Source organism: Fibrobacter sp., from assembly GCF_045112255.1.
Lineage (GTDB): Bacteria > Fibrobacterota > Fibrobacteria > Fibrobacterales > Fibrobacteraceae > Fibrobacter.
Genome location: NZ_JBGUHR010000064.1, coordinates 43,958 through 57,292 on the forward strand (window position 1 = coordinate 43,958; position 13,335 = coordinate 57,292).

Here is a 13,335-nt window from a genome sequence, read left to right on the forward strand (position 1 = left end):
AATATATAATTTGCGTTTTCAATCTGAATTGGAGCTTCGTACATTATTCGACCATCAAGAACTAAAAAATTTGATTTAATGTACCATTTTCCCACATTTGAATCTAACCGATCCTTATCAGTATAAATTTGAAGAAACGAGTGATCAGGATATAGAGTAACAGATTCAATACCATACCTATGCTTACGCACATATGCCCCAATATAATCATCACTTTTTGAGCATCCTAACAACACAAGAAGAAATAAAATAAATATAAATATTCTCATGGCAATTATTTTAGATGTTTGACACAACATCAATAGGCAAATTACACCAACGAATCGTATTAAACCTAGTTGTGGATTAAGCTTTAGCCTTCATTTTCCTAAATACAGCAACAGCACCAAAAATGAATAGTAACAAATACATGCTATAGATAATAGCCGGAACTAAACTATAGGCAATAAAATAAGTCATATCATTTGGAAGCACAAAACGAACGCCGATAATATTCCATATTATTTTTTCAACAACAAGATAGTAACTACATCCATCAACTCGGAACTGTCCTCCAGTAAACGGGAATAGCAACATGGTCATAATAGAGCACACAAGCGAAATTTTAGGCAACAATTCAAACACATTCAACAAGACCAAATTAAGAATAATAAGATACAACAATTCAACTTGTCCGTACATATAAGGAATGTCCTGAAAATGAACAAAAAATCCCTGTATTTCCATCCACAAAAAAATCATTGTAGCAACGACAAGATTCATAACATTTATTTTTTTTTTCATTCCTATTTCCTAGTCCTTTTTTGTAATTGTGGCTTATTCATGTTTAGTTTATTTCGCAATAGCTGAACAGCCTCCATTCCCATATTTCCAGAACATTTCTCGAATGATAAACAACTATTGAGTGGTAATAATAGCTATAAGTAAGTTCAAGTTACAATACGTACAAAGCAAGAACAACAACGAGTGCAATAAACGGAAGTGCAAAAAGCGCAAGGAATCGTAAGCAATAAAGAGCGACTTTCACATTCCAGAAGAAAAGGCGCCACCGTCCCTGCTTAGTCTTGCGGATTTCCGCCTGACAATCAGGGCACATATTGCCGATTTTATTGCGATAACGAATGGCAAGGTTACTTTCCATCGGGGACATCCCCACCTTGTCATTAAATTCCTTTTTGCAAATTGAACATGTACTTAGCATGCTGCTAATATAACAATTTAGTTATTAGTCATTAGTCTTTAGTCAGTAGATTTAAGTTTGGCGCCAATGGCGTGGTTATAAAGCCATTGACTATTAACCAATGACCAAAGTCTAAATTCCCTTAAAGAGCGTAGTTATTTCTAACGAGTCGCGATTTCCTTCAAAATTATGACCACCGGAATATCTATATCTCAATTTCCATGTAATCAAAGTGTCTTTTTTCAAAGGCGATTCAAGATTATTCCAAAGATAGAATGGCTTTTTGTTGTAAAGCGTTGGATAAGTCGTAAGCATTGATATTGGACGAAGAATATCTTGATAAATACAGATACGTGAAGAATCTACCGTCGTACATTTAGTATTATTCGATGCCCAGTCCGGCAACCCATCCACCGTAATGGTATATCCTGAGAACAAAGTATCTATTCCGAAGATTGGCTTTTGCGTATCGAGCGTATCCAGCGCATTGCGGAATGTAGCCGTATCAAAAGCAGGCGCATTGATGGCAGGAACATAATCCGTCCATGCGTTTACACCATAATTCAGGAATGTTGTGTCACGGGCAATCGTTCGTAATGTTGTATGGAAAGCATCGTGGAAAACAGTATCACGCACACAGCGATACCCCGGTTCAGAGCACACGGTATTCACAACTATTACAGTTGAATCATAATGCATATCCGGCAAACGAACAGTTGCGACCTGGGCTGAACTCATTGCAATATCATCAGCTAGATTATACATGTAACAAATGCCAGCCTGCGAGCAATTAAACGTCTTTTCTACATCAGAAGAATCAAGCTTGCAATAAATAGGTACGCTACCGCACGGACCTGATGCCCCGCTTTTTTCTGCAGTAAGACTGACAAGCGTATCGTTTTTTTCCGTATAACGATCAAAGTAAATAAAGCTGGTGTACTTTTCATTGCTTGTAATCAAAGTATCATCGTAAACGGTATCCTTATAAATATCTACGACTCTACGGACAAAAATGGTGTCGCAAAAAGCACGCAACGAGTCCAACTGTTCTTGCTTTTTAGCGTCAAACCATCCAATTGTGCATTCGCCATCCGGAGTGTAACCGATCGGTTCCGGAGCAGATGTAGAAATATTGCACGACACAAACAGAGCCGCAACCGAAGAAAGCAAAAGAGTTTGAACTAAATTTTTCATGTAAATAAAACTATAAAATGATTACAGAAAAATCGAGTATAAAAGTGAAGAAAAAACGGGAATGAATGCAGAAAACGCCGTCAAAAAAAAATCAAAATGTATTATATAGGACTTAGTTGTTTGTAATAGGTCACTAGTCAATAGTCATTAGTCAGTAGATTTTAGTTTGGCACCTACGGTGCGACTATTCTACTTTTTCACGGCAATGAGCACAACGGAGCCGAGGATTAAAATGATTCCAGCGACAAGGCGGGTGGTAAGAGTTTCACCGAAAACAGTTACGCCAATCGCTACAGCGGTCACGGGTTCCAAAGCGCCAAAAATCGCCGTCGGCGTAGAGCCGATGATTTTCACGGCCTTGACCATAAAAATAAGCGAAAGCACCGTCGGCACAAAGCCAAGCATAAAGCCCCAGCCCCACGAACTTGCCTGCGTAAAAACCGGTGGGAATCCAGAGCCAAGCGTCACAGAATAAAGCAACAAAAAACATAGGCAAAAACAGATGGCGTAAAAAGTCATCTTCACGGAACCCATCTGGAGGTTCACGCGGTTCGCCATGACGATGTAAATGGCGTAAGTAAAAGACGAAATAAAGACCAACAGCCAGCCGATGGAACTTACAGAAAAGCCGCTATCGCCATTGTACAAAAGCGAGACGCCCACCATCGAAACTGCGATAGACGCTATCACGCTCTTTTTCATTTTTTCTTTGAAAAATAGCGACATGATGACAGCGACTTCAAGCGGATACAAGAAGAGGAGCGTCGAGGCTAGCCCCGCATCCATGTACTTGAACGAGGCGTAGTACGTAAGCGAACTTACCGCAAACAGGAATCCGAATGCGACAAGCGCGCGGAACTCGCGAAAAGAAATCTTGAAATACGAGCCTTTCGCGAGAATCACAGCAAAAAGGAGAATTGCTGCCGTAAAAAAGCGGTAAAACAAGACCGTCTCCGGCGAGTAATTCTGGGCGTACAAATGCAAGGCGCCCAGCGGATTCGTGCCGTAGCAAATGGCGGACGCCGCCGCGAATGCGAAACCTTTAAACATAGTCGGAAGTAGACGGTAGGAAGTAGGAAGTTAACAATGTATTCATAAAAATTGTTTTTAACAGTTCTGTCTACTGTCTACTTCCTACTGCCTACTATTTTAAATCGCAAACTTAGTGGCGTCAGCGAGCTGAACGCTTGCGATGCGGGAAATACCCTTGATTTCCTGCGTCACACCGTAAAGCATATCGGCTTCGGCCATGGTACGCTTGTTATGCGTCACGACGATGAACAAGGTCTGCTTACTGAATTCACGGAGGAGCGCCATAAAGCGACCGACGTTAGCGTCATCAAGCGGACCGTCCACTTCGTCCAGCACGCAGTACGGAGACGGCTTTTCCATGTAAATCGCGAACAGGAGCGCCGTTGCCGTAAGGGCGTGTTCACCACCGGAAAGCGCCTTGATACCGCGCATCTTCTTGCCAGTCGGGCGGACGTTGATTTCGATATCGGCATCAAGGATGTCCATCGGCTTGCCCATTTCGTCCACGCGTTCCACGAGGTTCATCTTCGTTTCGCCATTGAGGAACAGCTTACTGAACACGAACTGGAAGTTCTTCTGGATGCGTGCAAACGTATCCAGGTAGCGCTGGCGGGCAATGTCGTCAAGCTTTGTGATGGTGCGGTCAAGCGATGCACGGGCGCGATCAAGGTCGTCGAACTGTTTTTCGACTTCTTCGAGGCGTTTCTTTTCGTCTTCGTAATCTTCCATCACGTTGACGTTGATCGGTCCAAGCTCTTTAATCTTGCCACGGAGTTCACGAATTTCGCGGTCTGCTTCGGGCTGCGTGTATTCCACACGTTCGACATTTTCCGGATTGTCCAAATCGACAGTCCATTCGTTCGTGATGCGTTCACGGAGGCGGTCGAGATTGTTCTGGAGGGATTCCTGACGACGGCCGACGTCATTCAGTTCCTTCATCTTTTCAATCATGTCATCGCGGAGGCGGTTGACTTCGTCGCGCCATCCTTCAAGGTCGCCGCTCACGAGGTCATAACGTTCACGAGCAAGGTCGCGGTTGCGTTCAAGTTCGCGGAGCGCATTGTCTTTCACTTGCGCTTCGTCGGAGAGCTTGTTGCAATCCGTCTCAAACTTTTCAATAGAAACCGTATTCTTTTCGATTTCGTCACGGCGATTGCGAATCGTATTGTCCAAAAATTCCATCTGGTCGGCAATGGCGACCACGCGGTTCTGGTTCTGCTTCAAGCGAGAAGTCTTGTCTTGCGCACTGCGTTCGAGTTCGCGGACATCTTCTTCTTTTTCGCGGAGCATCGTCTCGTTTTCACCCAGCTGGTCCGAAATCGTCTGGTAACGTTCTTCAACCTTTTCAACTTCAGCTTCGGCTTCGGCAAGTTCAGCATCGCTGTTCTTGGACTGCGCCGCCGCTTCAATTCTGTTCTGCGCGTTCGTCACTTCGCCATTCAACTGACTCAAACGACGGGTGCAGTTTTCAACCGTATTCCGGTGAATGCGGATAGAAGCATCGCCACCACGCAGTGAATCACGCTTTTCGCGGATTTCATCGACCAAGGATGAGAGCATCTGAGCATCTTCTTCGGTCAATTCACGCAAACGGTCTACGTTTTCTTCGCCGGCAGAAATATCGCCAAGCACCTTCTCTAACAGTGCTTCGGCATCTGCAATTTCGTTCTTGCGGGAGAGTGCCCCCGACGTCGAAACGCCAAACGACACAAGGCCGCTTGTACGCACAATCGTATCGGCGGTGACAAAATTCAAGTTCTCGCCAAGGTATTCCTTCGCCAAATTGAGCGCGGTCTGCAGAGAATCTACAACAAAATAGCGAGAGAGAATTCCAGAAAGCCACGGAGAAACTTCGTCATCCGTTTTGACAAAATCCTTGAGCGAACCGACTACCCCCGGATTGTTCACCGGCTTGTCATAAGCAGGGGCTGCACTCGAGACAAGCGACATGAGCACCTTGCCCACGTTTTCGCTCTTGAGTGCATCCACAATTTCATTAACAGCATCGTCGCCATTCACGACAACAGAATCAAGGATTTCACCGAGAGCGGCTTCGACACTGGATGCGTATTCCGGCGTAGCCTCGATGCGTTCCGAAACAAGACCGCCAATGAGGTTCGCCTTGTTTTCCTTGAGGTAACGGTTGGCATCCGAACCTTCGTTCATCACGCTCTGGAGCACGTCAATGCGAGACTGCAAGCGGGCTTCTTCGTTCTTCAAGCCCTGCAATTTCTGTTGCGCTTCGGAGAGTTCGGCACGTTCAGATTCCAAACGTTCTTCACGCGTGGCGCGCTGTTCTTCGAGATTTTCAATTTCGCGATTCGTGTCCTCGATGCCCGCCTGGATTTCGGCGATGTTCGCTTCGGCGTCGGACTTTTGCTTGTCGAGGCCTTCAATTTCGGTCTGCCACTTCGCGATGTTCGACTGGAGCATGTTGACTTCAGCATCCATGCGTTCAAAACGCCCACGGAGGGAGTTCACGCGGTTTGTGGCCTGCAAGCGTTCGTTCGAAAGTTCACGGGACTGCGTACGCAAGTCATCGACCTTGTCGCGCATGACCTGGAGCGTTTCGCGTTCGCGTTCCAAAAGCGCATTCAGCTCGTCCATGTCGTTTTCACTACCGAGAACGGCAATTTCTTCTTCGAGGCGAGCCTTTTCTTCGGAGAGTTCCTGCGATTTCTGTTCACTGCGTTCGATTTCGCCCTGAGCCTTTTCGTTCGAAGATTCAAGAGCGGCCATGGAATCGCGCAAACGCATGATGTTGTTGTTCAGATCGTTTAAGGCAATCGTTGCCGCCTGGACATTGCGTTCCAAATCGCGATAAGTATTTTCGTCTTCGCTAATCGCAAGCTTCTTTTCTTCGATCTTAGCCTGCAATTCCGTCGCCTGCGTCTTGGAAGATTCCACTTCGTGGTTCATGCGCTTGGTCGTAGAATCAAGCGTGGCGAGACCTTCCTTGTAGTCCTCAAACTTGTCCAAACTGACAGACAAATCAAGTTCACGGAGGCGCGTATTTAATTTCTTATAAGCATTGACCTTTTCGGCCTGAGTTTCATAGAGACGGACAGAACGGCGCACACTGCGCAAGTTGTCTTCGACACGTTCCATGTCCATCTGCACACGTTCGAGCTGGCGGCGCGTTTCCTTGCGCTGCTGCTTGTACTTGCTCACGCCTGCGGCTTCTTCAAAAAGCACACGGCGGTCGTCCGCCTTGTCCGAAAGAACCGCCTTGATCATGTCAGCGTTCATCTGCGAATACGTGCTGGAACCAAGACCCGAGTCAAAGAGCAAGGCGTGAACGTCACGCAGACGGCATTCCTGGTTATTGATAAGGTATTCGCCCGAACCATCACGGTGCACACGGCGCGTCACAATGACTTCGGAATAATCAGAAGCAAGCGTACCATCGCTATTATCGATGACGATAGAAACTTCAGCAAGACTCATGGCGGCACGTTCTTCGGTACCGCTAAAGATAACGTCTTGCATCTTGCCCATACGCAAAGCGGCGGCTTTCTGTTCGCCAAGCACCCAGCGGATGGCATCCGTAATATTGGACTTGCCACAGCCGTTCGGCCCAACGACAGCCGTAAGACCCTTCGTCGGGAAGTTAATTTCCGTCCTCTGCGCGAAGGATTTAAAACCAAAAATCTTTAACTTAGTTATCTGCACTGTAGCAAAATGTAGTAATTATTAAGTCTTAGACGAAAGACGAGAGACGAGAGACGAAAGAAAAAAGTAAGATGTTGGGAATAGACTTTACTGGATCCTTCCGCTTTCAGCGTCAGGATGACATCATGGCGGACAGATGGCGGATCGAGGTCCGCCATGACGCCGCCATCTAAGTTCTACTTCAGTTTGAAAGCCACATTTCCGTCTTCGTCTTTCGAGACCACAAGGTACTGGCTGCCGCCTTCAAAGTCAAGCGTCAACTTGACATACGTGGCAGTCACTTCGCTACGACTGTTTTTCTCACATTCAGAACCAAGTTCTTCAATAACTTCAGACTCCGGCAAATCCGCGAAATTAGGAGCCACCTTTTCAGGCTTTTTGTCTGGATCCGTAATAAGAATTGCACATAACGAAAACCTTTTCTCAGTTTCGCCATTCCACTTGTCAAAGCGCACACGGACCTTAAACGTTCCGACCCAGTCTTCTTCAACGACCTTGCTCTTTTCGCCCGGTTTAATCGCATCGCGAATCCACGGCTGCACAGACTTTCCATCTTCCGAAATAATATCAAGCCCAAGAATCGTGACATCGGTCTTGTTTTCGACCTGTAGCCTAGTCGTCGTATCGACAAACAAGTGACTCATGCAAGCCGTCAAAGAGAATGCTACCAGGCAAAGGAATAAACGCAAATACTTCATTAGTGACCTCCCTGAGTTGCATCCACTTTTTCGTAGCGAATACCCTTCGCCTCGATAACCTTATTGCCTTGAGCATCCACCGTCGGCGTACTGATATTTTGCTGTTCAGACTGCACCTTCAAGAATTTTTTCAAGTCATATCTGCGGTCAGTCGTTTCCATCGGAGCTGATTGAGCAGCACCACGTCCAAAGAAACTGTTACCGATCTTACCCAAGCTAATCTTGATTTCGGCAAGGAACGTCCCCTTGGCATGGAACATATTCTCGTAATCAAACGCGGCATTATACCCCAGACGAACGAAGAACAAGTCTATCGCGCCGCCCCAAAGCAAGTCCTTGGCACCAGCACGTTCATGGCGGCGAATGCAAGATGCTTCAATCGCCCCCAGACGAGCCGAACCCAAGTAATATTTCAAAGTTGCAGAACGGAAACCATTATCCGGGAAATCAAACGTCAGTTCGGAATACAAAATTTGTTTATAAAGATTTTGTTCCCAATTTAAACGAACAAAATTATCATCATCGCCATTCGTCTTGCGTCGGTATATCGTGGCATTCAAATTCGGTAAAAACGTCTTGAAACCGCTCGTTGCACCGCCGTAAAGAGACCGCGATTCCAAATCAAGCGAGAGGCGAATCGTCTGGAACGTATTGCGGTAGAAACTAGCCTGTACGCTCACGTTCTTGTAACGCGCATGTGCCCAGTAAAACAGCAAGGAATCCGACTCGTTCGGATAAACCTTTCGGCTTGCAAGTTCAAGATTTTGGTGCTGCAACCCCAAAGCAAATGTTGCATCGTATGCGGAATTCGTATAAGAAAAGCCCCAGGTGAGCGCCGAAGAAATGTGCGCAAAATCGCCATAATGCGGGAAGAAGAAAAAGTCCTGAGAATCCCAGCCAGCGCGGTCAAACCAAGTGAGGAATCCCAAATGATCCGTAGAATCCAGCATCCAGCTACCGAAAATGCCATAATGGTGCCTGAAGGCAAAACCGTCATGAACGCCATACTTGCTTTTTAAAGGCAACTGTCCAGACGAAGGCGTGTAAGTATAACCAATATCGACAAAGCCGCCTCGCCCACCGCGCATCACAAGGCCGATATCACGGAGTTGACGGTCGCGCATCACAAGGCCACCCTGAGTTAAAGCTTCTGTTGGAATCGGACCAGCAAAGGCAACACCAGCAGCCATCGCAAGCATGAGAAATATTTTATTCATACCAAATTTCATGGATGATAATATAGTAAAGGAAATATGAGTGGTTAGTAAACAGTAGGAAGTAGGAAGTAGGAAGAAAGCGTCATCCTCGAAGCGAAGCGTAGGGGATCCATACAGTTCGAACCGCGATTAAAACGTTCTTTTTACATTCCTGTCTACTGCCTACCGTCCACTGTCTACTGCGGCTTCGCCGCTAAAACTGGAAATAAAGGAACGGGTTGTAGCTCTGGGTAAAGAGCGCAAGAGTTGCCAAAATGAACAAGCCAAGTGCAATGAGCGACTTTTTGAAAGAAACGTCAATGCACCAGTCGTAACTGCGGTACTTCCAGAACGAAAGCAAGCCCGCCAGCAACATGAACACAACGCATGTCGGCGTGAAAATTTCAGCAGACAAAATCACGTCGGAAGCTGCCGTTGCGCCAAGCCCAATCATATTCTTCCACATGCGGACGGCATCGCCAATGGAATCCGCACGGAACAGCACCCAGCCAAAGAGCACAATCACCTGTGTCAAAAGGATTTGCACCACACGAGGGGCCTTGTAGTACCAAGCGTTCTTGTTGTTCGCGCGTTCGACAATCATGAAGAAGGCATGATAAAGTCCCCAGCACACGAACGTCCAGTTCGCGCCATGCCAAACGCCACTCACGAACATCACGAGGAAAAGGTTAAAGTACATGCGCCCCGTCGATACGCGGTTTCCGCCCAGCGGTATGTACAGATAATCGCGGAACCAGCTCGTGAGGGAAATGTGCCAACGCTTCCAGAAGTCCGTAATGCTAACAGAGCGGTACGGGCCGTTGAAGTTGCGCGGGAAATGGAACCCGAGCATAAGGCCAAGACCAATCGCCATATTAGAATAAGCCGAGAAGTCAAAGTAAATCTGGAACATGTACGCAAGCGAACCCAACCAGCTGTTGATGACGCCCGGAGCATCGGCCGCAAAAACACGGTCTGCGATAATGCCCACCTGGTTTGCAAGGAAGATCTTTTCGGTAAAGCCAAAGCAGAAGAACAGGATGCCGCGCACAAAGTTTTCAAGCGTATGCGTACGGGTTTCAAGCTCTTCGGCGACCGTATTGTAACGCACAATCGGACCCGCCACAAGCTGCGGGAAAAGCGCCACGTAACACGCGAACGTTGCAAAGTTCTTGACCGGAGGCGCGGAACCGCGATAAACGTCAATCGCGTAACTCATGGACTGGAACGAGTAGAACGAAATGCCCACCGGCAAAAGCACAGTCATGATCGAGAACGGCTCACAGCCAAGCATCGCTGCAAAATCGTTCACGATTCCCATGCCGAACATGTAATACTTGAAGAACCCGAGCGCACCAAGGTTTACCGCAATCGCCGTACCGAGCGCAAAATTCCGCTGAAACTTGCTTGCATTCGGCGCCGAGATGAACCGCCCCGCCACGTACACTACGAGTGTGCAGCCGAACATGAGGAACACGAGCCAAGGTTCGAGCCAGCCGTAAAAAACGTAACTGAAGATGGTGATGAACAAGTTCAGGAACGAATGCTTGGCCCCGAGCTTGAAGAGAACAAAGTAGCCAACCAAAAACGTCGGCAAGAAGTAAAACAAGAAGATTTGAGAAGAGAAAACCATTTTAGACGAGAGACGAAAGACGAGAGACGAGAGTAGGTTGCATTATTAAATAAAAATAGTTTGTGGTTTGGCGACGATAGAAAAACGAGACACGAAATTTTTTATAACCCTGCGCAAAGCGCCATTATTACTCTTTCGTCTCTAGTCTGTAGGGCGAAGCCCGTTCTTTCGTCTAATCACTCATTCACTTCCACGGCGAGGTAGCGCGGGGATTCATCGTCGAAGTATTCGTCTTCAACAGCGCCATCCCAATTGCCTTCGAGCGGAATGATCTTGAGCGTGTGCTTAGCCTTAGCCTTGAATTCGCCTACGTTACCCTTGGACTTGTCGGCCATCTTGTCCTTGACCTTACCACGGGCGATAAGAGGGTTATAGACGCCCACGAGAACTTCCTTGGCGTCGAGCTTGCCCGAAACCACCTTTTGGACCTTGTACTTAAATACATAGACATAGCTATATAAGTCATTGCTCGGCATTTTGCCCGGAATTTCGGTCAAACGCCCTTCAATGGTGATCGGGTCGGCGGCAAACACGAATGCAGCCGCAAGAATCAGCGAGAGAAAAATCTTTTTAATCATGATTACAAATTAGAAAATTTTATGGCGAGAGATTAGAACGAGGCTGGTCAATGGTCACTAGTTATTAGTCAATAGTCATTGGTTATTAGTTATTGGTTATTATCGCCGGGCTTCATTGAGAGCTGACTAAAATCGGGAAGTTTTCCGCACATTCATCTAATTTTTCACATTATTTCGAGCACAAACCTTTCAAAACAGCGAATTTTCATTAAAAAACATTCAATTTTTACTTTACCACAATTCACCAAAATCAAACTTTTAACAAAAATCGTCAATTTTTACATTTTTTAGCATCTAAGAATTAAAATTTTTACCAAAAATTTCAAAAATTTTCATAAAAGTTAGATTTTACCTCTTGCCACCCTCAAAAATTACTCCTATATTTCAGCCCATCTAAATTTTCATCTATTCTTTAAAAGACAGGATAAATTATGGCAAATAAGACCTTAAGTGGTGCCGAAGTGATTATCGAATGCCTCAAGCGTGAAGGCGTTGATACTATTTTCGGCTATCCCGGTGGATCGGCCATTCCGATGTTCGATGCCATCCTCGACTCCAGCATCAAAGTTGTGCTCAGCCGTCATGAACAGGGCGCAACCCACATGGCTGACGGTTATGCCCGCCAGACCGGTAAGGTCGGTGTAGCTCTTGTCACTAGCGGTCCGGGTGCAACGAACACGTTTACAGGTATTTATACAGCTCTTATGGATTCTAGCCCGATCGTTGTGCTCACGGCACAGACGACGACTCCGAACTTGGGCAAGGACGCCTTCCAGGAATGCGATACTAGCGGTATGACTTTTGCAACCGTGAAGCATTCTTACTTGGTGAAGGACACGAACGACCTCCCGCGCGTGATGAAGGAAGCCTTCCACATCGCACGTTCTGGCCGTCCGGGCCCGGTGCTTATCGACCTCCCGAAGGACGTGACTGCAGGCCCCTGCACCGCTCCGTTCACGGACCAGATGGACCTCCCAGGCTACAAGATTCCGACCTACGCCTCTACCGAAAGCGTCGAAAAGGCCGCTGAATACCTCAAGAACTCCAAGAAGCCGCTTTTGCTCGTGGGCCACGGTGCCATGATTTCTGGCGCACACCGCCAGGTGAAGGAACTCGCCGAAAAGCTCGGTGCTCCGGTGACCTGCACGATGCTTGGTCTCGGCGCTTTCCCGACCGACCACGAACTTTCTCTCGGCATGCTCGGCATGCACGGTACGATTTACGCCAACAAGGCTGTCCTCGAATGCGACTTGATCCTTTCGATCGGTAGCCGTTGGGACGACCGCATTACCGGTAAGCTCAGCGAATTCTGCAAGAACGCCGTGAAGATGCACATCGACATCGACCCTGCCGAAGAAGGCAAGGTGTTGCAGCCGGATGTGTTCATGTGCGGTGATGCAAAGCTCGTCTTGGAACAGCTCCTCCCGATGGTGAACAAGCTCGATACCGCCGACTGGATCAAGACTTGCCAGACCTGGAAGAAGCGCTACCCGCTCACTTACGCCAAGCAGGGCGGCCTCCGTATGCAGCACATCGTTGCTACCGTGAGCGAACTCACGCAGGGCAAGGCCATTGTCACGACGGACGTGGGCCAGCACCAGATGTGGGTGGCACAGTTCTTCCACATCAACTATCCGCGTCAGCTCCACTCCAGCGGTGGCGCAGGCACGATGGGCTTTGGCTTCCCGGCTGCTATCGGTGCCGCATTCGGCAACGAAACCGGCTGGCCGGTTTGCAGCTTCAGCGGTGACGGCGGTTTCCAGATGACCGAAGCAGAACTTGCAACGGCCGCTATCCACAAGCTCCCCATCAAGATTTTCGTGATGGACAACAAGTACCTCGGCATGGTGCGCCAGTGGCAGGAACTCTTCTATGACCACCGCTATTCCAGCGTGGACATGAGAGGCAACCCGGACTTCGTGAAGCTCGCCGAAGCTTACGGCATCCCGGGTCTCCGTATCAAGCGCCCGGCCGATGCTGAACGCGTGATCCAGAAGGCTTTGGACTACAACGACGGCCCGATTCTCATCCACTGCGAATGCGAAAAGGAAGACAACGTGTTCCCGATGATTCCGGCAGGCGCTCCGATCACAAGCATGATCACCGAACAGCCGAAGACGCAGCTCGAAAAACCCACCGGATCGACGTAATA

The 13,335-nt window shown here is 47.7% G+C and carries 10 protein-coding genes; 1 reads left to right on the forward strand and 9 read right to left on the reverse strand.

Going from position 1 to position 13,335, the window contains the following annotated elements:
- Positions 1 to 345 precede the first annotated feature (345 nt).
- The 9 genes from ACJMM9_RS09710 to ACJMM9_RS09750 all read right to left on the reverse strand — a co-directional run bounded on the left by ACJMM9_RS09710 (position 346) and on the right by ACJMM9_RS09750 (position 11,183).
- Positions 346 to 783, reverse strand: a complete 438-nt coding sequence (locus ACJMM9_RS09710) for a hypothetical protein (protein WP_405326185.1) — start codon at positions 781 to 783, stop codon at positions 346 to 348.
- 151 nt (positions 784 to 934) lie between these two features.
- Positions 935 to 1,141: a hypothetical protein gene (locus ACJMM9_RS09715; RefSeq protein WP_405326187.1), complete on the reverse strand. Its 207-nt coding sequence runs from the start codon at positions 1,139 to 1,141 to the stop codon at positions 935 to 937.
- A 171-nt stretch (positions 1,142 to 1,312) separates the two neighbouring features.
- Complete coding sequence (locus tag ACJMM9_RS09720) at positions 1,313 to 2,374, reverse strand: hypothetical protein (protein ID WP_405326189.1); 1,062 nt, start codon at positions 2,372 to 2,374, stop codon at positions 1,313 to 1,315.
- A gap of 189 nt (positions 2,375 to 2,563) precedes the next feature.
- Complete coding sequence (locus ACJMM9_RS09725) at positions 2,564 to 3,424, reverse strand: DMT family transporter (protein ID WP_405326191.1); 861 nt, start codon at positions 3,422 to 3,424, stop codon at positions 2,564 to 2,566.
- A gap of 99 nt (positions 3,425 to 3,523) precedes the next feature.
- Positions 3,524 to 7,078, reverse strand: coding sequence for a chromosome segregation protein SMC (smc, locus tag ACJMM9_RS09730; protein WP_405326193.1), 3,555 nt, complete (start codon positions 7,076 to 7,078; stop codon positions 3,524 to 3,526).
- A gap of 176 nt (positions 7,079 to 7,254) precedes the next feature.
- Complete coding sequence (locus ACJMM9_RS09735) at positions 7,255 to 7,776, reverse strand: hypothetical protein (RefSeq protein ID WP_405326195.1); 522 nt, start codon at positions 7,774 to 7,776, stop codon at positions 7,255 to 7,257.
- A complete protein-coding gene (locus ACJMM9_RS09740) occupies positions 7,776 to 8,993 on the reverse strand; it encodes a hypothetical protein (protein WP_405326197.1) in 1,218 nt (405 codons plus the stop codon). Before ACJMM9_RS09740 ends, ACJMM9_RS09735 begins: the two co-directional genes overlap by 1 nt.
- 193 nt (positions 8,994 to 9,186) lie before the next feature.
- Positions 9,187 to 10,605 carry an MBOAT family O-acyltransferase gene (locus ACJMM9_RS09745; RefSeq protein ID WP_405326199.1) on the reverse strand — a complete coding sequence of 473 codons (1,419 nt, stop codon included), beginning with the start codon at positions 10,603 to 10,605 and terminating at the stop codon, positions 9,187 to 9,189.
- A 176-nt stretch (positions 10,606 to 10,781) separates the two neighbouring features.
- On the reverse strand, positions 10,782 to 11,183 hold the full coding sequence (locus tag ACJMM9_RS09750; RefSeq protein ID WP_405326200.1) for a hypothetical protein: 402 nt from the start codon (positions 11,181 to 11,183) through the stop codon (positions 10,782 to 10,784).
- Between the two features lie 431 nt (positions 11,184 to 11,614).
- Here ACJMM9_RS09750 and ilvB point away from each other — a divergent pair, with 431 nt between their 5' ends.
- On the forward strand, positions 11,615 to 13,333 hold the full coding sequence (gene ilvB / locus ACJMM9_RS09755) for a biosynthetic-type acetolactate synthase large subunit (protein ID WP_072830376.1): 1,719 nt from the start codon (positions 11,615 to 11,617) through the stop codon (positions 13,331 to 13,333).
- Positions 13,334 to 13,335 lie beyond the last annotated feature (2 nt).

What these genes read in the sequence shown, in the direction of transcription:
- ACJMM9_RS09715 (WP_405326187.1), bottom strand. Translation starts at nt 1,141, where the DNA reads ATGGAAAGTAACCTTGCCATTCGTTATCGCAATAAAATCGGCAATATG.
- ilvB (WP_072830376.1), top strand. Translation starts at nt 11,615, where the DNA reads ATGGCAAATAAGACCTTAAGTGGTGCCGAAGTGATTATCGAATGCCTC.
- ACJMM9_RS09720 (WP_405326189.1), bottom strand. Translation starts at nt 2,374, where the DNA reads ATGAAAAATTTAGTTCAAACTCTTTTGCTTTCTTCGGTTGCGGCTCTG.
- ACJMM9_RS09710 (WP_405326185.1), bottom strand. Translation starts at nt 783, where the DNA reads ATGAAAAAAAAAATAAATGTTATGAATCTTGTCGTTGCTACAATGATT.
- ACJMM9_RS09745 (WP_405326199.1), bottom strand. Translation starts at nt 10,605, where the DNA reads ATGGTTTTCTCTTCTCAAATCTTCTTGTTTTACTTCTTGCCGACGTTT.
- ACJMM9_RS09735 (WP_405326195.1), bottom strand. Translation starts at nt 7,776, where the DNA reads ATGAAGTATTTGCGTTTATTCCTTTGCCTGGTAGCATTCTCTTTGACG.
- ACJMM9_RS09750 (WP_405326200.1), bottom strand. Translation starts at nt 11,183, where the DNA reads ATGATTAAAAAGATTTTTCTCTCGCTGATTCTTGCGGCTGCATTCGTG.
- ACJMM9_RS09725 (WP_405326191.1), bottom strand. Translation starts at nt 3,424, where the DNA reads ATGTTTAAAGGTTTCGCATTCGCGGCGGCGTCCGCCATTTGCTACGGC.
- ACJMM9_RS09740 (WP_405326197.1), bottom strand. Translation starts at nt 8,993, where the DNA reads ATGAATAAAATATTTCTCATGCTTGCGATGGCTGCTGGTGTTGCCTTT.